This is a genomic window from Sphingobium phenoxybenzoativorans (assembly GCF_001757355.1).
GTDB classification, from domain to species: Bacteria; Pseudomonadota; Alphaproteobacteria; order Sphingomonadales; family Sphingomonadaceae; genus Sphingobium; species Sphingobium phenoxybenzoativorans.
In genome coordinates, this window is record NZ_MINO01000004.1 from 91,405 (window position 1) to 111,622 (window position 20,218).

At 59.4% G+C, this 20,218-nt stretch carries 18 protein-coding genes; 6 read left to right on the forward strand and 12 right to left on the reverse strand.

The window, feature by feature from the left end; genetic code table 11:
* The first annotated feature begins 175 nt into the window (after positions 1-175).
* Positions 176-883 (forward strand): TetR/AcrR family transcriptional regulator, encoded by a 708-nt coding sequence (locus BHQ40_RS03640; RefSeq protein WP_070152472.1) that lies wholly within the window; start codon positions 176-178, stop codon positions 881-883.
* Positions 884-888: 5 nt separating this feature from the next.
* Here the strand turns inward: BHQ40_RS03640 and BHQ40_RS03645 are convergent, their stop codons facing one another.
* Positions 889-1,377 (reverse strand): nuclear transport factor 2 family protein, encoded by a 489-nt coding sequence (locus tag BHQ40_RS03645; RefSeq protein ID WP_070152475.1) that lies wholly within the window; start codon positions 1,375-1,377, stop codon positions 889-891.
* Positions 1,378-1,457: 80 nt separating this feature from the next.
* Here BHQ40_RS03645 and BHQ40_RS03650 point away from each other — a divergent pair, with 80 nt between their 5' ends.
* Positions 1,458-2,003 carry a nuclear transport factor 2 family protein gene (locus BHQ40_RS03650; protein WP_070152478.1) on the forward strand — a complete coding sequence of 182 codons (546 nt, stop codon included), beginning with the start codon at positions 1,458-1,460 and terminating at the stop codon, positions 2,001-2,003.
* A 180-nt stretch (positions 2,004-2,183) separates the two neighbouring features.
* Positions 2,184-3,722, forward strand: coding sequence for a tetratricopeptide repeat protein (locus BHQ40_RS03655; RefSeq protein WP_070152481.1), 1,539 nt, complete (start codon positions 2,184-2,186; stop codon positions 3,720-3,722).
* Here BHQ40_RS03655 and BHQ40_RS03660 read toward each other — a convergent pair.
* The 9 genes from BHQ40_RS03660 to BHQ40_RS03700 form a co-directional block, all read right to left on the reverse strand.
* The gene (locus BHQ40_RS03660) at positions 3,695-5,728 is read right to left on the reverse strand and encodes a pyrroloquinoline quinone-dependent dehydrogenase (RefSeq protein WP_253183245.1); all 2,034 of its coding nucleotides are present in this window, start codon (positions 5,726-5,728) and stop codon (positions 3,695-3,697) included. The two genes, BHQ40_RS03655 and BHQ40_RS03660, sit on opposite strands and share 28 nt — an antisense overlap.
* 43 nt (positions 5,729-5,771) lie before the next feature.
* Entirely contained in the window at positions 5,772-6,014 is a 243-nt protein-coding gene (locus BHQ40_RS03665) for a biotin/lipoyl-containing protein (RefSeq protein WP_253183246.1), read from the reverse strand.
* A 12-nt stretch (positions 6,015-6,026) separates the two neighbouring features.
* Positions 6,027-7,013, reverse strand: a complete 987-nt coding sequence (locus tag BHQ40_RS03670; protein WP_070152488.1) for an alpha-ketoacid dehydrogenase subunit beta — start codon at positions 7,011-7,013, stop codon at positions 6,027-6,029.
* 22 nt (positions 7,014-7,035) lie between these two features.
* The gene (locus tag BHQ40_RS03675; protein ID WP_070152490.1) at positions 7,036-8,031 is read right to left on the reverse strand and encodes a thiamine pyrophosphate-dependent dehydrogenase E1 component subunit alpha; all 996 of its coding nucleotides are present in this window, start codon (positions 8,029-8,031) and stop codon (positions 7,036-7,038) included.
* 21 nt (positions 8,032-8,052) lie between these two features.
* Positions 8,053-10,365, reverse strand: coding sequence for a TonB-dependent receptor (locus tag BHQ40_RS03680; RefSeq protein ID WP_083276677.1), 2,313 nt, complete (start codon positions 10,363-10,365; stop codon positions 8,053-8,055).
* A gap of 232 nt (positions 10,366-10,597) precedes the next feature.
* The gene (locus tag BHQ40_RS03685) at positions 10,598-11,203 is read right to left on the reverse strand and encodes a nuclear transport factor 2 family protein (RefSeq protein WP_070152493.1); all 606 of its coding nucleotides are present in this window, start codon (positions 11,201-11,203) and stop codon (positions 10,598-10,600) included.
* The gene (locus BHQ40_RS03690; RefSeq protein ID WP_070152496.1) at positions 11,200-11,781 is read right to left on the reverse strand and encodes a nuclear transport factor 2 family protein; all 582 of its coding nucleotides are present in this window, start codon (positions 11,779-11,781) and stop codon (positions 11,200-11,202) included. Before BHQ40_RS03690 ends, BHQ40_RS03685 begins: the two co-directional genes overlap by 4 nt.
* A gap of 15 nt (positions 11,782-11,796) precedes the next feature.
* Entirely contained in the window at positions 11,797-12,093 is a 297-nt protein-coding gene (locus BHQ40_RS03695; protein WP_070152499.1) for a putative quinol monooxygenase, read from the reverse strand.
* Positions 12,093-12,401: a putative quinol monooxygenase gene (locus BHQ40_RS03700; protein WP_070152502.1), complete on the reverse strand. Its 309-nt coding sequence runs from the start codon at positions 12,399-12,401 to the stop codon at positions 12,093-12,095. The genes BHQ40_RS03695 and BHQ40_RS03700 overlap by 1 nt, the downstream gene beginning before the upstream one ends.
* Positions 12,402-12,649: 248 nt before the next feature.
* On the opposite strand from BHQ40_RS03700, the gene BHQ40_RS03705 reads away from it, so the two are divergent.
* Positions 12,650-15,133: a TonB-dependent receptor gene (locus tag BHQ40_RS03705; RefSeq protein WP_070152504.1), complete on the forward strand. Its 2,484-nt coding sequence runs from the start codon at positions 12,650-12,652 to the stop codon at positions 15,131-15,133.
* 62 nt (positions 15,134-15,195) lie between these two features.
* Here the strand turns inward: BHQ40_RS03705 and BHQ40_RS03710 are convergent, their stop codons facing one another.
* Positions 15,196-15,762 (reverse strand): carboxymuconolactone decarboxylase family protein, encoded by a 567-nt coding sequence (locus BHQ40_RS03710; RefSeq protein WP_070152508.1) that lies wholly within the window; start codon positions 15,760-15,762, stop codon positions 15,196-15,198.
* Positions 15,763-16,028: 266 nt separating this feature from the next.
* On the opposite strand from BHQ40_RS03710, the gene BHQ40_RS03715 reads away from it, so the two are divergent.
* Together BHQ40_RS03715 and BHQ40_RS03720 are read left to right on the forward strand one after the other, a co-directional pair.
* Positions 16,029-17,255 (forward strand): aromatic ring-hydroxylating dioxygenase subunit alpha, encoded by a 1,227-nt coding sequence (locus tag BHQ40_RS03715; protein ID WP_171905746.1) that lies wholly within the window; start codon positions 16,029-16,031, stop codon positions 17,253-17,255.
* 28 nt (positions 17,256-17,283) lie between these two features.
* Complete coding sequence (locus tag BHQ40_RS03720) at positions 17,284-19,404, forward strand: PQQ-dependent dehydrogenase, methanol/ethanol family (protein ID WP_070152516.1); 2,121 nt, start codon at positions 17,284-17,286, stop codon at positions 19,402-19,404.
* Positions 19,405-19,611: 207 nt separating this feature from the next.
* On the opposite strand, the gene BHQ40_RS03725 is transcribed toward BHQ40_RS03720, so the two are convergent.
* Positions 19,612-20,145: a VOC family protein gene (locus tag BHQ40_RS03725; protein WP_070152519.1), complete on the reverse strand. Its 534-nt coding sequence runs from the start codon at positions 20,143-20,145 to the stop codon at positions 19,612-19,614.
* Between the last annotated feature and the right edge of the window lie 73 nt (positions 20,146-20,218).

The following is a 20,218-nucleotide window of genomic DNA, read 5'->3' on the forward strand; positions in this document are numbered from 1 at the left end:
TCACACTGCTTCTGCGCCTCCCTTCTTCTGTTTTGGGAAAGCGCCCGTCAGAACCCGAGGCAAGAATAAAACATACATGTTTGTTTTTGACAAGCCGTTCCGCATGCCATTTTCCGACACGCGCTATTGGGAAATCTATCGTTCCATTGCCGGTTGCTTCTGTTAGGAAGGCTATATGGCGATCGAACCTGATGAGGATGAGGACGACGAGGATCGGCATGGCCGGTCCTATTCCAGTCCCATCATGATCGGGCGGCGCAAGCGCATTACGCAGGAGGCACGCGCCATTCTCGCCGACGGTGGCGTCAAGGCGCTGACGATCAACCGATTGTGCGAACAGGCCGACGTCGCGGTCCGCACCATATACCGCGCGTTCGGCGACAAGGATGGCGTCATCCTCGCCGCGATCAACGAGCATATGGATTCGATCCGGGATTTTCTCGCGATCAATCCGGGGCGCGGGGACGTCGATTCCGTGTTCAGGGAACTGGACTGGCTGGTGGCGGAGCTTTTTCGCTCAGCGGCGTTCGGCCTCGTCGCAATCGGCTTCTATTTCTCCCAGACGCCTCGGGTAGAAGCCGTAACGGCGTTGCGATCCGTCCCCAACGACCGCGCCTGGCGCTGGCTCGATCTCTGCCGGCGGCAGGGCTTTTTGATCAGCGGGCTGGATCAGGAACGGGTGGCCCGGCATTTTGCCGACGCCGAATACCTCATGTATCATCGCTGGGCAGTGGGAGAAATTCCCAACGATATGTTGGCCGACGAGTTGAAGGCCAACTTCCTGCTCAACGCTATTGGCGTCGTGAGTGAGCCGGAACGCGGACGGCTGATCGACATGCTGACCTCCATCTACGCCCGGCTCGGCGCGGTGAAAAAGGACTGACCGGATCAGCGCCCCGATGGATGGGCAAGGGCTTCAAATTTCCGCTCCGGCCACAAGAAATGGAGGCGGGTTCGAGCAATCCGCCATTTGCCTGCCTCGCGCCGGTAATCATCCTCGTAGATGCCCAGATATAGTAGCGGATTGTTATGCCCGCCCTGCGTGTGAAGGCCGGTCACGGGCATTTGCCTCGTCAAGCAATCAAGCAGATACCAGCGTCCATGCGCCGTGTCCGGCCCGGTCAGGGTTATCCAGGGATTGGTGACGACATGGATCGCATCGAACGCGCCGCCCGCCGACAGCATCACCTCCTCATAGCGTTCCCGGATTTGCGCGCGCCCCACCCAATCGCCGCCATATTCAGGCCCGAACTCGCACACCGCATCTTCGGTAAACAAGTCCATGAAGGAATCATAATCGCGCGCATCGAGATGCGCTGCATAACCAAGCCGCAAATCCATGATTTCATGTTTTGCCAGCAACGTCTCGATATCCATGCTTTTACTCCACTGTAATTGTGATACGGATGTTCATATTACCCCTCGCTTCAGAAGGGGTCGGAAGGAGAGGCAGGACGATGGACAAGGCGCTCGAAAACCGTCTCACGCGGCTGGAAGATATTGAAATCATTCGCGAACAACTCGAACGCTACGGGCATGCGCTCGATTGGCACGACGGCGATCTCCTTGACAGCGTGATCTTTGACGACGCGGACGTCGACTATGGCATCTTCAAACTCGATGGCCGTGGCGCCAAGGACAGGCTCATGGAAATCGAGGCGGCCTTCCCGCGGCGTTGGCATTTCACAGCCTCTCCCACCATCGCATTCCTCGACGCATTTACAGCGGAGACGGTGAGTTATCAGATCGCTATATCCTCGACGGAGGCCGACCCCGGCAACGGTCTCACCCAATATTTCGGCTGGTATCTGGACCGTTTCGAGAAGCGGGACGGCCATTGGGGCATCGCCGCGCGCAAGCACGTCCTGCTCGGCTTTGGCGACATTGCGGAACAGCCGCTGCCCGAAATCATGCAGGGGCTGAACCGGCTCACCAACGCAAGTCCGGCGCATCCCGATTATCGCAAGCCCGGCCAAAGCCGTATCGCCATGAGTCAGCAATGACCCGGCGACACCAGAAAAGCGCGCGGCCGGGCGCACCTCAATGGACGTTGTAATCGCCATCGACCACAAGCGTTGGCGGGTGCATGAGTCCGGTCGCCTGCGCATTGCGGCCGGGAAGATCGGCAATCATCATCCTACTCCTTCTGATTGCAACGGATCGAAAAGAGGGAACTGCGTGTGATGCCCGCCGGGCAGACAGAGATTTCCGCGCTTCTCGCCAGGGCGGCGGAGGCGGCGCAGGGGCCAACGCCGGGCGCGGCGCGAACAATATTGGACGCCCTGTTCGCCAAAGCTCCGGGACATCCGGATGGCTTCACCGTCCTTGGCATTGTCGAACAGCGTAGCGGCCATAATGAAGCCGCCTGTGACGCCTTTGCCCGTGCTGTTGCGGCCGATCCGGACGCGCCGGCCAAGCTTGCCAACTATGGAGCCGCGCTCAAAAATACGGGACGCCTCGATGAAGCCATCACAGTCCTCGAACGTGCCGTGGCAATCCAACCGGACGCCCCCGGCGCGCGCAACAATCTGGGCTCCGCCCTGCTCGCCGCCGACCGCCCTGACGAAGCGATCCTGCACCTCCGCCATGCCGTCGCGATCCGCACCGCCTATCCGGAGGCTTGGAACAATCTGGGCGTCGCCTTCTCCCGCATGGCCCGGAATGACGAGGCGATCCGGGCGTATGACGCCGCCCTGACGCATCGCCCCCAATATGCAGAAGCTGGCGTAAGCCGCGCCCTCGCGCTGGAGGCTGCGGGCAACCCAGCCGCAGCTCTCCACCAACTGGATCAAACGCTGGCATCGCGCCCCACGCATTGGCCAGCCTTCGCCAACAAGGCTTTGCTTTTGGAAAAGCTTGGCCGCCACGATGAGGCCGCCGCCAGCCATCGGCAGGCAATCATTCTCGCGCCAGATCAGCAGATGCTGTATGTAAATTTCGCCACAATGCTGCTGAAAGCTGGCGATCCGCAGGCAGCGCTCGCCATATGCGAGGATGCGGGGCGCAGGCCCAATCCGGGCACCAGCGCTCTTGCGCTCAGGACGCTTGCGCTGGGCCAATTGGACCGGGTGGCGCAACGCGACCGGTTGCTGGGCATCAATCGTTTCGTTCGTATCCTGGATCATGAAGCCGCCCCAGGCGGGGGGGATTTGGTTCATTTCGGACAGGCGCTTTGTGACGCCCTGCGCCATCACGCCTCGCTGACCTTCGAACCGGAAGGGCTGGTCACGCGGGCCGGACATCAGAGCAGCGAACTTGCCGGAGAAAGCGGTCCGCTCGGTCAGCTTACCCAGATGGCCCGGACCGCGGTCATGGCCTATATGGCCGATCTCCCGGCCGGGGATCATCCCTTTATCGCCGCGCAACCAAAGGATTGGACGCTTACCCTGTGGGGTACGGTTCTGCAGCCGGGCGGCGAAGTCGGTCCCCACATTCATGCGCCGAACTGGCTGTCCGGCGTCTATTATCCCGATGACGATGCAATCAATCCGGCCGAAGCGCCTGCGGGCTGGTTCGAGATCGGAAAAGCCCCGGATGCCCATGGACCGAGCGATGGACTTCACCGGATCGCCCCGGCGGCCGGACGGATGATCCTGTTCCCATCCTACTATTATCACCGCACCCTGCCCTTTGGCGGAACACGCCCGCGCATCAGCTTCGCGTTCGATGTGGTGCCGGCCGGGCACGGCCGCCCTCACCGCTTGGCCGTGGGCAAGGCATAGGCGATGAGTGAATCTCCGGCAGGGGTCTGGAACCACATATGCTGGCCGGTCGCCATCACCACGAACTGGCGCCCGCCCGCCATATAGGTCATCGGCGTGGACTGGCTGCCCGCGGGCAGCTTCGCCTTCCACAGTTCCGCGCCCGTCTTCATGTCAAAGGCGCGCAGATAGCGATCCATCGTCGCTGCGACGAACAGCACCCCGCCGCGCGTGACGATGGTCCCACCGATATTGGGCGTACCAAGCTTCCAGTTCAACGCGGGCTTGAATGGCAGCTTATCGTCGATCGTACCCAGCGGCACATCCCACAGGGTCTTGCCACTTTTTAGGTCGATAGCGGTAAGCCCACCCCAGGGAGGAGGCGTGCAGGGTGCCCCCCAGGGCGAGAGCAGAAATTCGCGCTTAACTTCATAGGGCGTGCCGTCCATTGGCGACACGTCCGCCGTCGCGCTCAACTCGACCGAACTGCCCGCCGACTTGCGGCGCGGAATAAGCGTGATCAACGACGCTACCCGGCTTGAATTGACAAACATGATCTGATTGCCAGGGTCGACCGAGGCGGAACCCCAGTTCGCGCCGCCCGACGCCGCCGGATAGGTGATCGTGCCCTGCGTACTGGGGGGCGTGAACAGCCCTTCGTAACGATGCTTGGCAATCAGGTCGCGGCACTTGCCACGATCCCAGAAGGTAAAGCCATAGGCGTCCTCTGGGCGAAGCCGGGTGCTGAACAGCGGCTTGGGCAAACGGGGCACTGGCTGCGTCCTGGAAAGCCACTCGCCCTCCACCGCGCCCTGCGGCACCGGAACTTCGTCGATGGGGAACAGCGGCGTGCCGTTACGCCGGTCAAAGACGAAGATGAAACCCTGCTTGGTCGGCTGGATGACGGCGGGCACGCTCGCCCCGTTCCGCGTCACATCCACCAGCACCGGCTGTGACGGCGTGTCATAATCCCAGATGTCATGATGCACGAGTTGCTGGTGCCACACGACCTTTCCGGTCTTGCCATCCAGCGCGACGATGGAATTGGCGTAGCGATTGTCGCCTGGACGCAGACCGCCATAATAGTCCGGCGAGGCGCTGGATGTCGGCACGAACACCAGATTACGCGCGCTGTCCACGGACATCACCGACCACATGTTGGCCGCGCCCGCATGATGCCGGGCATCGCCTATCCAATCCTTATCGGTTGGCCCCTTATCCTGCGGGATCGGCTCGAACGACCATAGCAGCGCGCCGGTCCGCACGTCATAGCCGTTGATGGTCCCGCGCGGCGCGGCAGCCCGCACATTGTCGAGCACCATCGATCCGACAACGGCCACATCGCCGACAATCGCAGGCGGCGACGCGAGCTTGAGTTCCCCCAGATGGCGTGGCGGCACGGCCTCCACCACCTTGATCGCCCCATCCTTGCCGAACCCGGCGCAGCTTTTCCCATTCGTGGCGTCGATGGCGATCATGCGCAAATCCACTGTCGCAGCGATGATGCGGTGTCGGCAAGGCGCGCCGGCGGGAACGGCATTATCGATCCATTGCGACACGCCGCGGCAGATATACTGGTTGGGAATGACGAAGTTCGGATCGACCTTGCTGTCATGCACCCATTTCTCGCGCCCGGTCGTGGGGTCAAGCGCGACTATCCGGCCGAAAGGCGTGCAGGTTATCAGCGATCCTGCCGCCAGGATCGGCGTCGTCTCGACCGTGCTGTTGGTCAGCATCGCGGCGCTGCGCCGCTTCATCTCGCCGCTGCTATAGGTCCAGGCGACCTGCAGATGCATGACGTTGCCGGGCCGGATCTGGCCGATGGGCGCATAACGATCACCGCCGCGCGACCCGCCCCAATCATCCCAACTGGAACTTTGCGGCTCTCCCGATGGAATGACCAGCGGCGGCAGGGGACGCGGCATCCACAGGTAGAGCGCAAGCAGGGCCAGGATCAGCACAAAGACCGCCGGGATCAGGAACCGCTTCCTGCGGAACCATCTGCGGGATTGGGCCGGCGCGCGCATTTGCATCTCTTATCCTCAATAGCCTGTACCGCAGCGGGGCGGATCAGTTCTCCAGCCGTGCGATCACAGCGCGTACATCCACTGTCTCGCCTTCCTGCGCGACGATCTCGACCAGCTTCCCACCGGCCGGGGACGGGACTTCCACAGTGGTCTTCGCCGCCTCCACCTCGACCAGCAACTCACCGGCTTCGACCATGTCGCCCACCGACTTCAGCCATCGGATGATCTCACCATCCTGCATGCCCATCCCAAACTGGGGCAGCAGCACATCCACCGTCGCCATCATATTCTCCTTGCTTCAGGCAGGCACCGGCAAGCCGACGACCTTGCGCACAGCCGCCAAGATCCGTTCCTTGTTGGGATAAAGTGCTTTCTCGATCACTGGACTGAACGGCATATGCGTGTCCGGCGTGGTCACGCGCACGATCGGCGCGCGCAACGTATCGAAGGCGTCCTCCACCACGATGGCGGAAATCTCGCTCGCGGCGCTGCAGGTCAGATGAGCCGGGTCGACCGCAACGACGCGCCCGGTTTTGCGCGCGGACTTCAGGATCGCCTCCCGGTCCAGCGGCGACAAAGTGCGGGGGTCAACAACCTCCGCCGATATGCCGTCGTCCGCCAGTATCTTCGCCGCAGCCATCGCCATGGGAACCGCGCCACCAATGGCGAAGATACTGACGTCCGTTCCTTCGCGCTTCACCTCGGCCTTGCCGATCGGCACGATGAAGTCTGGGTCGTCCGGCACCTCTTCCTTACCGGACCAAAGGGTCGCATCCTCAAAACAGAAGACGGGATCATTGTCGCGGATCGCCGCCTTCAGCATGCCCTTCATATCGCGTGGGCCGGACGGCACAATGATCTTCAGCCCCGGCACACCCATCAGCATGGGATAGGGCCGGTCGGAATGCTGTGCGGCGTTGGAATTGCCGTAGAACATGCAACTGCGCACTACCAGCGGCAGGCTGGCCTGCCCGCCATAGATATAGCGCGATTTTGCGATGATGCTGACGATCTGGTCCATCGCCGGATAGAGGAAGGAGGACAGCGTGACATCGATGATCGGGCGCATGCCGACCATCGCCGCGCCCGCTCCCGCGCCGACAAAACCATTTTCGGAAATGGGAGTGTCACGCACCCGCTCCAGCCCGAAATTCTCGACAAAATCCGTCGTGGTGCCGAACACGTTGCAGACGATGTCCTCACCCATGATGAAGACCTTGTCATCGCGCTGCATCTCTTCGAGCTGGGCTGCGCGGATCGCCTCCAGAAATGTTATTCGTGCCATCGGGTCTCTCCTCTCAATGGCGTCAGGCGGTCAGGAAGGCAGGAATGGGCAGGCGCTCTGACAAGACATCGTCGAACGCTTCCTCCTGTGTCGGATAGGGGCTTTCGCGGCCAAACGTGATTGCGTCCTCGACCTCGGCAACCACCTCCGTCTCGATCGTATCGAGCGTCGCTTCGGCAACGCCACCCTCAACCAGGCGTTTGCGATATTTCGTGATGGGGTCGCGGGAACGCCATTCGTCCACCTCGCCACCCCGGTCCAGCAAGACACGGCCCATATTTACGGCATGCTCTGCATAGCGATATGTCTTTGTCTCGATGAAGGTCGGGCCGCCGCCGGTCCGTGCGCGCGTCACCGCCTCAGTCACGGCTTCGAACACCGCTTCGACATCCTGCCCATCAACGATGGCGGATGGCATGGAATAGGCCTTGGCGCGTTCGGCCACATCCTTGACTGACACCATCGCCGACGCCGGAGTGGACACGGCATAACCATTATTCTCGCATAGGAAGATCACGGGCAGCGTCCACACCGCGGCGAGGTTGCACGCCTCATGGAAAGCGCCTTCGTTCGACGCGCCATCACCGAAGAAGCAGAGCGAGACCCGGTCATTGCCCTGCAGCTTCGAACCCAGCGCTGCGCCGACGGCGACGGGCAGGCCCGACCCTACGATGCTCGTCTCGCCCAGGCTGCCGACCTTGAAGTCGGACAGGTGCATGGACCCACCCTTCCCCTTGCAGATGCCGGTGGCCTTGGCCAGCAGCTCCGCCATCAAAGGACGAAGCGCCGCCCCCTTGGCTATCGGATGCCCGTGGGAGCGATGCGTCCCGACCATATAGTCGTCGTCGCGCAGCGCCATGCAGGCGCCGACGCCCGACGCTTCTTGACCGGCATAGGTATGCAGCGAACCGGGAATTTCCCCGGCCGCATGCATCGCCTCCGCGCGGTCTTCAAAGTGGCGGATGCGCAGCATCCGCCTGTAGGATTCCAGCGACCTGTCATTGGTCTTGTCAGGCATAGAGGGCTCCTTGCTTGACCATCAGAACTTCACCCCCAACTCCACGCCAAAGGAACGCGGCGGCGCATAGTTGGTGAAGTTGAAAAGACCGGCGACAGAGTTGCCGTTGACGCGGTAAATCTCATTGAGAAGGTTCGCGCCATAGAGCGAGACGCGATACCGTTCGCTCTCGTCAGACCAGTTGATGCTTGCGCCGACCAGCGTGCGCGCCTCGCCCTGCGTGAACTCGGCGTTCAGCGTCGTCGCTTCATATTCGGCCTGGTAATTTACGGTGCCAGTGAACGACACCTTTCCGATCGGCACGAACACGTCATAGGTCGCCGTAGCATTCAGCGTCCATTTCGGCAGGTTGCGCAGCTTCAGATATGAGGCATCATCATTGACGCCATCCCCGTTCACGTCGGTGATGAACTCATTATATTTGCCGTCCTGCCAGCCTGCGCTGAGCGATACGGTCAGGTTCTCGACCGGAACGGCGCTGGCCTCTGCCTCGATGCCCCAAACTTCTGCGGCGCCGGCATTTGTCGTCCGCGTTTCCTGACCAGGCAGCCCCGTGATGGGATCGGTGAACGGCACCACGGCGTCACGCTGAAGATTGTCATACTTCACATAGAAGCCAGCTATATTGAAGCGCACGCGCTTGTCTGACGTCTCCGTCTTGAAGCCGAGTTCGAAGGAGTCCGCCGTCTCCTCCTTGAATGGCAGGGCGGACGTTGCGGACATCGCCTGTTCATTGAAGCCGCCCGATTTATAGCCCTGGCTGTAGGTGAAATAATTGTTGATGTTGTCGTTGATTTCCCACCGATAACCAGCGCGGAAAGTGGGACGGGAGAAGCTGGCGCTGGAGGCGTATTCCGGCCAGAAACCGGTCGCGATGGTCGAGCGGCGAACCTGCGGCCTTACCCGGAAGCTCTTGTCCTCCTTGGTGTAGCGTCCGCCCAGGATCAGGGCGAGCTTGTCCACCACCTTGAACTCGCCTTCACCAAAGACCGAATAGCTGTTGACGGTGTAATACATGTCCGACTGGTTCGGATCGGTCGTCGCTGTTGGATCGCCCAGGAAGCGAAGGAAACCGAGGAAGGAGGTGGCGTTCGCCGCCAGCCTCTGGCCCCAATACATACCGCCGACAGTGAATTTCAGCCGGTCGCTGAAGTCAGAGGTGAAGCGTCCTTCAACACTATATTGCTTACGGGTGTCATCGCGGGTCGAATAGAATATCTTCGCGTCTTCGCCCGAATATTCGCTCGGCAGGATCGCCTTCGTCCGGCGGTATCCGCCAACGACGATGAAGCTGCCGACATCGGGCAGGTCTTTCTGCGCGCGCAGATAGACGCCGTCGACATCCAGTTGATGGCCGTTGAGCGTGCCGATGCAATTGGGATCGGTGGCGTTGCCCTCGCACAGCGTTAGGCTGGTGTTGAGCGGCTTCTTGCCGGTAACCTGGATGCCGGGATAGCCGACCTGCGCGAGCAGGAAGGATGCCGGCGTCTCGTTCACCGAAGGCGGGCTGTCGCTACGGTCACGCATGATTTCATAGGTGAGCATGATGTCGGTGGTCGAATCCGGCGTCCAACGCAGCTTCGCGCGGGCATTGAACACATCCGAACCGCCGATGCGCCCGCCGCCATGGCTGGTGTCGTGATAATAGCCGCCGCTCTTGTGATAGGCACCCGCGACGCGCAGGGCTAACGTCTCGTCGACCAGCGGGATGTTGATCGCGGCCTTCACGTCCTTGGTGTTGAAGCTGGAATATCCCAGGCGCAATTCGCCACCCAGTTCATTTTCCGGCCGCTTCGTGATGATGTTCACGACGCCGCCAACCGTGTTCTTGCCGAACAACGTACCCTGCGGGCCGCGCAGCACCTCGATCCGTTGCGTGTCGAACAGATCAAATAATTGGCTCTGTACGTTCGCGAGCACGAAATCGTCGACGATCACGCCAACTGCCGGCTCGAACGTCAGGATGATGTCCGCCGTGGACTGACCGCGAATACCGATGGCGGCGGCATTGAAGCCCGGCACATTCGTAATGACGACGTTCGGGATTTGACCGGCAAGGCCGCGAATATCCGTTACGAACTGACGATCAATCGCCGCTGCAGAAAAGGACGAAACGGCGATAGGCGCATCCTGCAGCGATTCCTCGCGCCGGCGGGCCGTCACCACGATTTCTTCAAGGGAAGTGATGCGCCCCTGTTCTGCATCGGTGCTCGTGGCTTGTTCAGGACTCGACTGCGCCAGCGCCGTACCGCTGACAGTGCTGAGCAGAAGCGCGGGAAGGCCGCATAGCGCCAGCCTTTGAAGACGCGCACTGTCCTTGGAAAAAATAAACATTATCTGTCTCCTCTCCTAAAACGTCACAATTTCTGCAATCGTCTTGATTATTATTGGAATAATTTAGATAATAATAAAATAATTTTGACTATAATAATCCAATATTGAAAACTAATGTTTTCAATATTGATCGATATTATTTAAACTGATTCGGGTTATATTATAAAATATACTGTAATATCTGGAATTCATACATCAATAGGAAAATTGATGTTCATTTTAATGCCATATTTCATGCGGCGACGATCTCAACGGACTCCGGCAGAATATTGCCGTAAACTGGGTCGCCATGCCCCCACTCCCCCTTGGGCCGCATGGTCTTGAACAAGCCTTCATCCAGGATTTGATTGGATGGATTGCTATCGTTCCAATCCATCACCACCTGGCGCTTTGCGATCCGCCATTCCCCGTTCCGGCGCTCAAGCCGGTCCAGATAACGTCCCGCCATCACAAACTGCTCATTACCGGCGTCAAGGCCGCGCCCGCCACGCATCTGGAAATAGCGCGATCCAAACATGGCCTCGGTCATGTTTTCCCGAACCCGGCAGGCGGAGTAGAGATAGCTTTCCGAACATGCGACATCGCCATCAACCTTGATGTCGACATTAAGCAGGCAATGGGTGCCCATTTCGAAATATTGGGTAATTTCGCTGATGATGAATTCGACAAATTCTGCGGCATTGCCGCTATAAATGCCGTGAATATCGACCCCGTCAGGCCAATAAACGGTGCGCATCAACTCTACATCGGCCCGATCCAGCGCCCGGCAATAGCGGGTCAGCACGGCATAAACATCCCGCCGCGCCACCAGATTCTCCAGTTCCGCGCGCCGGCTCATGGCACATTAGCAAAGACGAGATCGCCCTGCCCTCTTTCTCCGCGCGGCTCCAGCGTAGCGAACATACCCTGATCAAGGATTTCGCCGGACGGACGATTGTCATTCCAGTCCATCACTACTTGGCGCTTCAGGATACGCCATTCACCATTGCGCCGCTCGAACCTGTCAAGATAACGGCCGCCGAAATAGAAATGATGGTGATTGGGATCGAGGCCCTTGCCATCGAACATCGCCATGTAGCGCGATCCGAAAATCTCATGCGCCTTGTCCTGCCGGACCTTGTGATAGGCGAACAGATAGGTTTCCGTGGAGGCGAAGTCGCCAGCAACTTCCATATGCACGTTCATCAGACCGTGCATCGTCACCTCGAACCAATTCTGGATCTCGCGAACGATAAATTCGGCAAACTCCGCTGCATTGCCGTTGAACACGCCGTGATTGTCGATGCCATCCGGCCAATAGACCGTCTTCATCAGTTCCACATCGGCGCGATCCAGCGCGCGGGAATAGCGGGTGAGGACATCATATATGTCTCGCCGCGCAATCAGGTCCTCAATATCCTCGTCCGTCACGGCCACTATGTCTCTCCTCTTTTATGTCAGCGAGCGGTAGAAAATGATCTTCATCTCCTCGGCCAGGCATTCGACGATTGGCGGCACGAGCCGGTCGTGAAAATCGATATGCATGTGATGTTCAAAGGCGGCATCGTCGCGGAAAGTGGCGACGATCTGGAACAGGTCAGCGTCGTCGTCGGACTGGAAAAGTTCGTAGACGAGCGCGTCCGGCTCCTGCGCATGCACTAGACCGCGCAACTCTTTCTGCAGATCGATCAGCTCCTGCCGCTTTTCAGGCTTGGTCCTGAGCTGGGCGATAAAGCTCTTGCCGCTCATTACGCAGGAACTCCGCCATCCGGCACAAGATCGAACAGAAGTTCGCGCTCATAACCGCCAGCCATGCAGCCAATCATCTTTTCGATCAGCGGCTTGCCATGCTCGGTTTCCATATGCGCCTTGTCGGCGGCCTCATCGACGAAGGATTCAAACACGGCGAACATGCCCGGTTCGCCCAGGCGGAAAAACTGGAATTGCAAAGTGCCCGGCTCCCTGTCCACGAGGGACTCCATCTGCTTTGCAAGGCGGACAAATTCCTCCTCCTGCTCAGACTTCACGCGGAATCGAGAAAGAAAGCTGTAGGCCACAGGCGCTCCTCATCCTGATGTCAGGGATTTTTCCCTTTGGCTTATTAAAAACAATCATGAATGCTTTTTCAAGTCCATAAGCAAGCAGAAATCGCTTTTGCTGCATTGCAAAATCAAACTCTGTGGCATTTTCGCCAGTCTCTAAAAAAAACATTCATGCATGATTGCATTTTATATTCGGCGAATTAGGATCGCGGCATCTGGAGAACGAGGTCACTGAAACTTCGACGCAGGAGAGGAGACTAGGAATGATCAGAAGACCCCAATTGATTGGCGTAGCTTGCGGCGCACTCGCGGTAAGCATGGCAGTAGCTCCCGTATCAGCGCAGACCGCCGCGGATCAGACGTCGCCACAGGCCGATCCACAGGAAAGCGTCGGCCTTCAGGACATTGTGGTCACGGCAACCCGCCGCGCCAGCAATCTGCAGGACACGCCGATCGCCGTCAGCGCGATCGATTCCAGCCTCATCGAGCAGGCAAGTCCCCGTGACATCGGTGAACTGGCGGCTTTTGTTCCCAACTTCTCCGCAGCAACCATTGCCAACTTCAACGCGGCGTCCTTTGCGATGCGCGGCGTCGGCCAGAACACCATCATCGTCTATTTCGAGCCGCCGGTCGCGGTGCTCGTGGACGACTTCGTGGTGCCGTCGGTCCAGACACAGTTGCTTGACACTTTCGACATCTCACAGGTCGAAGTCCTTCGCGGCCCGCAAGGCACTCTGTTTGGCAAGAACACCACCGGTGGCGCCGTCACTGTGCGCACGAAGCGCCCGGAAATGAACGTGATCGGCGTCGAAGCGCGCGCGCAATATGGCAGCTACGGCACAAAGCGCACTCAGGCCGCCATGAACGTCCCCCTGATCGAGGACGTACTGGCCCTCCGCCTTGTCGGCGGTTATGAAAAAAGCGACGGCTATTACCGCAACGGCGCCTGCTATGGCCCGGTTACCGGATTTGCCCCCAGCAAATTCGAAGGCGTTCAGGGCTGTCTCGACAACCGCCGCCTTGGCGGCAAGGATGTGTGGCAGGCCCGCGCCAAGCTGCTGTTCGAACCGACCGACAAGATCAGCGCTCTGCTCCAATATGAATGGATCCGCGACAAGTCGGACGCCGTTCCTTCGGTTAACGAGAACGGCCTTTTTGAGGGGCCGGGCGGCGCTAATTCTTTCCTGACGTCGATCCTTGGCACGATCGTTCCCAACCCCAACAGCAATGATCCGTTGAAGAATGCGGCGACGACCAATCGCTACGCCGGATTCATCAGCATGCCGCTCGGCCAGCGGATCAATGTCGATGGCGTCTATCTGAACGTCGATTTTGACCTTGGCTTCGGCACTCTGACATCCGTTTCGGGCTATCGTTTCCAGCGGTCACGTCTGCCCAACAGCTATGCTGGTGCGGTGGCTATCGCGCCCGATGGCGAGCCGCTGTCGTTCTTCGACGCCAATCGTGACGACAATCGCAAGACCTATCAGCAGGAAATTCGCTTTGCGTCCGACTTTGGCGGCGCGTTCGACGTTGTCGCAGGCGGCTTCTATCAGAAGGACAAGACCGAATTCTGCGTTGCCCAGCTCCTTGGCTTCCTCGACCTGACAGGTGGTACCACCCCCTACGGCCCGTGGAATACAACACCCTACACGCTCTGCAACGCGCAGCATGCGACGTCCAAGGCGCTGTTTGCGGAAGGCACGTTCAAGTTCACCGAGGAACTGAAGCTAACCGCAGGCGCCCGTTATAGCTGGGACGACAAGACCTGGTGGGGCCGGCAGCAGACCTTCGTCCCCGATCTCGGCACGCCGGTTCGTCCGATCACCATCGAAGATCCGTTGGACATGAGCGTGTTCAACTTCCCGGACAATGTCGTCAGCGTCGAAGCGCATGACCGTAAGCTTACCTACCGCGGCAGCCTCGGCTGGCAGGCGACGCCGACCCTGTTCGTCTATGCAACGGTGTCGCGCGGCTACAAGGGGGGCGGCTTCAACGACCAGACTGGCAACTTCGCCCTGTTCGGGACCGACCTCAACGCTTTCCGCATCGCTGCGGCGGCGACCCGGCCAGAAGTGGCCGACAGCTATGAAGCCGGTTTCAAGAGCGAGTTCCTGAACCGCCGGGTCCGCCTGAACGTCACTGGCTTCCATGTGAAGTACAAGGATCTTCAGAAGAACATCAACGTGCCCATCGTCGTGAATGGTCAGTCGAACCAGTTCACTCAGTTCCAGAACGCCGCGAGCGCGACGGTCAACGGCGTTGAGGCGGAAGCGTCGGCTATCCTTTTCCAGGGCTTCACGCTTCGCGGCGTGCTTGGCTATCAGGACGCCAAATATGGCGATTATGACGCGCCGGGTTCGGGATATGATCTGTCGACCGCGCCTTTGGACCGCGCGCCCAAGTGGCAGTGGACGGCTGATGCGACCTACGAGGTTCCTATCGGCTCAGACTGGAAGATCGTGGCGAACGGCAATGCCGCCTATACCGGCCGCAACCTGTCCACGCAGGCGATCGATACGCCCTTCGGTAACACTTATCTGAACGCGCGGACGCTGCTCAACGCCTCGATCACACTCTCGGAAGCTGAGGACAAATATTATATCCGTCTGATCGGACGTAACCTCAGCGACAAGCGCTACCGGATCGCATCCCAGAATGTCGCCGGTCTGTGGCTCAACACCCAGTTCGGCCCGCCCCGCTTCTATGGCGTGGAGATCGGGGCGAAGTTCGGCAACAAGCGGTGACGCCGCCTGCCGACGGGCAGGCAGGTGTGGCGGCGGGGCCCCCCTTCCCCGCCGCCTCCAACTTACGCTGCGGGCTGCAGCATGTCAGTCATGCAGACCGAATCCAGACCAAGCGCATGGGTGAAGCGGCCCATCGCCATCCAACAACCGATGGCCAGGGTCAGTTCGGTGATCTCGGAATCGCTGAACGCCTCACGCATTTCGCTCCAGAAATCGGCATCGTAAGACAGATCGCGGGGATTCTCCGCGAGGCGCTCGGAATAATCCATCGCCAGCCGCTCCTGCGTATTGAACAGGCTGGAATTTTTCCAGTCGCTCACCGCCTGGTAAAAGGCTTCATCCGGCTTCTGTCCGCCGCGCGCGACCAGCGAGGACGCCGTGTCACCGCCAATCGACTCCAGATAACCGTCGAGATGGTCGCCAGCGCGAAAATCCTGACAAACCAGGCATCCGTTGATCTGCGCCGTACGATATCGGGCCGCCTCTGCAACACGGAGCGGCAAGCGAAGCGACTGATATACGGAGCGGACGAAATTGCCCGCGGCCGACCCGATTTCCGGGGCGTATTGCCCCAGCACGAAGCCCAGCGGGTCAGCACCATTTTGAGGCGGAACGTCTACATTCGGCATATCCATTCTCCTGTCATTAATTATGGAATCGAAAAACGAGCCCCAATTGCATGATATCACAAATATAAATTCCAACAAATGTGATTCTTTTTGTAATATTATTTCACTTCTGGAGAGTAATTATGTCAGATATACTTGACCGAGATTGCAGAAATACGTGGATTATAAATCCAGATGCTCCAGAGGATAGCTTTGAAGCCAAGGCTCCTTACGTCGATAATGGCACGTCTCCCATTTCTCCCGAGAGATATTACAGCCTCGACTATATGGAGAAGGAGCGGACCCATCTCTGGGCCAGGGTGTGGAACTGGGCTGCACGCGAGGAGGATATTCCCGATGCCGGCGATTATGTCGTGTTCGAGCTTGGCCGCGAAAGCTTCATCATTACTCGTGATGACGATGATCGTATCCGCGCCTATTTCAACGTCTGCCCGCATCGCGGGAACCGGCTCGTGTCGGACGAGGGCGGGTCGCGCCCCGGCGGTTTCACCTGCCCGTTCCACAATTGGCGTTTCGACCTGGACGGCAAGATCGATCATGTGACCGACCGAGAAACCTTCCGCCCCGAAGCACTGTGCCGCGACATGGACCTGACGGAAGTCCGCTGCGAAAGCTGGGAAGGTTTCGTATTCATTAACATGGATAAGGACGCCAAGCCGCTCACCGAGCATCTCGGCCCCCTCCCCGCCCATGCAGTGCCCTATCGCCTTAAGGACATGCGGATCATGCGCCGTGTACGGGCGGTATGGGAATCCAATTGGAAGGTCGCGGTAGATGGCTTCAACGAAGCGTATCACGTCCACGCCATCCACCCGCAAATCCTGCCGGTATTCAACGACTATCATGCGCAGGTGGACCTCTATCCCAATGGGATGAGCCGTATGGTGACGAAGTTCGCCTATGAAAGCCCACGCATGGATGTCGACGGCCTTAATCCCGGACTGCGCGCCACCATGAAGGAGGTGGGTATCGATCCCGATAGTTTCGAAGGACCCAAGGATACAGTGCGCCCCGCCGTTCAGGCCGCCAAGCGCGAACGGGCGGACCGTCTCGGCCTCGACTATTCCGGTTTCCTGGACAACCAGCTTACGGACGATTGGAACTATGACATCTTCCCGAACATTCAGGTGGGCATCCATCCTGAGGGTGTAAGCATGCTCTACTTCCGCCCGCACGCCACCGACCCGCGCAAGTTTGTGTTCGATGTGATCGTGATGATGCACCCGCAGGAAAATCCCGAAATCCTGCCGCCTGCCTATATGGGCTTGCCCGAAGGCTGGGACATCAGCGGAAAGGAACCTGCCGAGGTTCAGTATATTGACTGGCGGGAAGGCGGCCTTGGCGAAGTATTCGATCAGGACAGCAGCCTGTTCGCCGAAGTCCAGCGCGGCATTGAAAGCCTGGGGTTCCGGGGGTCGATCCTCTCCGAACAGGAACAGCGCATCGGCCACTTCCACGCGGAGCTGGATCGCTACATCAACGCCGCCCGATAATATTGCTCTGTTGCTGGATGTCTGACTGATGCTTCTCCTTTCCCGCCGTGCCGCGCTCACGGCTGTTTCAATCGTGGCGCTGTCGCTTGCCGGCTGCACATCCGGTCCAGCGCCGGAAAACAAGATGGAGGCGACCGATACCGGCCCGGCGGGATGGCTCGCGCAATTGGCGGACGGCAGCGACGGAAGGGACTGGCCAGCTTTCGGACGAACCTATGGAGAGCAACATTATAGTCCGTTGGATCAGGTCAATGCAGACACGGTGAAACGGCTCGGCCTTGCCTGGTCCTTCGATCTTCCTGCCAGGAATCCGGCGACGGGACCGATCGAGATTGATGGCGTTATCTATTTCGCTTCGGGATATAGCGTTGCCCATGCACTCGACGTGCGCACAGGCAAACTATTATGGTCCTACGATCCTAAGGCGCCTGAAGCCGCCGGGCACAAGCTGCGTCAGGGTTGGGGCAGCCGTGGCATCGCCTATTGGAATGGCAAGGTCTATATCGGCACGCAGGACGGCCGCCTGATCGCCATCGATGCCAAGACAGGCAAACCCGTATGGTCGACGATGACGATGGGCAAGGATGATCTACGCTTCATCAGTGGACCGCCTCGCGCCTTTGACGGCATGGTCATCATTGGCAATGGCGGCGCGGATGAAGCCGCCATCCGGGGCTATGCCACCGCCTATGATGCGGAAACGGGTCAGCAGAAATGGCGTTTCTATACTGTTCCCGGTAATCCGGCCGACGGTTTCGAAAACAAGGCCATGGAGATGGCGGCCAAGACCTGGTCGGGCGATTGGTGGAAATATGGCGGTGGCGGCACGGTCTGGAACGCAATCACCTACGACAAGGAAAGCGACACCATCTATCTCGGCACTGGCAACGGGTCGCCTTGGAACCGCAAGATCAGGAGCGAGGGCAAGGGCGACAATCTGTTCCTTTGCTCTATCGTCGCGGTGAACGCCAAGACCGGGGCGTATAAGTGGCATTACCAGATCAATCCTGGCGAGAGCTGGGACTATAACGCAGCCATGGACATGCAATTGGCGGACCTGTCCATCGACGGCAAGCAGCGCAAGGTGCTAATGACTGCACCGAAGAACGGCTTTTTCTACGTTATTGACCGCACGAACGGAAAGCTGATCTCCGCAAAGCCGTTCGTCACGACGACCTGGGCGAAAAGCATCGACCTTAAGACCGGCCGCCCGGTTGAGGAGCCGAATGTCCGCTATGAGGACGGCCCGGTAACCTTCAAACCCAGCCCGGCCGGAGCGCATAGCTGGACGCCGATGGCCTTCAGCCCGAAGCATGGCTTGGTCTATATTCCGGCCATCGACCTTCAGGTCACTTATGACGATACCGGCATCACGCGGGAGAATTGGAAGCGGAAGCCGGGCATGGCGCTGGATTATGGCGTGAATGCCAATGTGCAGCCTTCGCCGGGCGCGAAGGTGCTGAGCTATCTGGTCGCATGGGATCCGGTAACGCAAAAAGAGGCATGGCGCCTGCCTACGCCGGGCCATTTCAACGGCGGTGTGATGGCCACGGGAGGCGGCCTTGTGTTCCAGGGCCATCCCGATTCCAGCTTCACAGCCTATGACGCAAAAACGGGCGGCACATTGTGGAGCTTCGACGCGAAAGCGCCTGTGGTTGCGCCGCCGATCACCTATTCAGTCGATGGCAAGCAGTATGTGACGGTCATCGCCGGCATGGGGACCAGCGCTGGACTATTCGGCCCGCTGCTCCAGCAATTCGGCATCGATTACCGTGCACAGTCCCGTCGCGTCCTGACCTTCGTGCTGGATGGGAAGGCAACGCTCCCGGCGAAGGTCCCCTACAAACCACAGGCGGTCGACGACCCCGATTTCAAGCCCAATGCTGCGGCGGCAAAAGCGGGTGAGGATATCTTCAACGTCCGCTGCGCCGTCTGCCATGGCGGCGGAGCGATCGCGGGCGGTACAGCGCCGGATCTGCGCACGTCGGGTGCGATCGTCTCACCGGAAGCGATCACGTCGATCGTACAGGACGGCGCACTGGTGCCCAACGGCATGCCCCGGTTCGAGGAATTGAGCGCGGAGGACCGGGAAAATATCCGGCAGTATCTGCGCACCCGTTCCGATGACCTCCGCAAAGGGAGGCCGTAAAGAGCGCCCCACCCTCACTTGTTTAGTGAGAGTGGGGTTCAGGAATTACGCCATGTTTCGTTCACCCTGGGCTTATCGAAGCCTATCATGAACACCTGACTTGCAGGCGGTCAAAGAGAGCCGCCGCTCTTTACCGAAAGAGAGTGCAAGACTTCGATAGGTTCAGCCCAAACGGCTTGAGAGATTTCGCGTTCAAAATCACGCCTCTCACATCCACCGCACCGGATCCTTGCCGTCCCAGTTGCGCGCCGTTTCCTTGATGCCGTCGAACAGCTCTTTCATCGCCGGGGTCATCTCGATCAGTTCGACCATCGTACCGGGGAACAGCACATCGGTATCGAGGTAGGAAAAGCGCGAAATCGGCAGCACGCCTTCTGCGGCAACGCCGATTCCTGCCGCTCGCGCTGCCGCCATCTGCGCATCATAGTCGCTGGCGACAGTGCCCAGATGATGCACGCCCTTCCTCCCGGAATCCAAAAACTCGCGGTAAGTGGACGGGTCTTTACCGGGCTGGATGATCTCGATCATCGTGTCGCCGCTGTAGGACAGAGCGGCCGCTCCCAGAAAATCATAATCCGGCGCGACCCGTTCGCCGCGCACCTCCAGCCACTCCGCCTGCAACGGCACAGGGAACATGAAGAAGGGGCCAACCCCCATCGTCTTCACCATATGGTCGATCGCCGACTCCACGTCCTCGACCACATAAGCGATCTGGAAAACCGGTCCGAATAGCTGACTCATTGCCTGATCCTCTCCTGCAGACCTGTTTTTCGCGCTGTCCACGGCGGATCGTGCGAATCTGCTTGCAAAACAA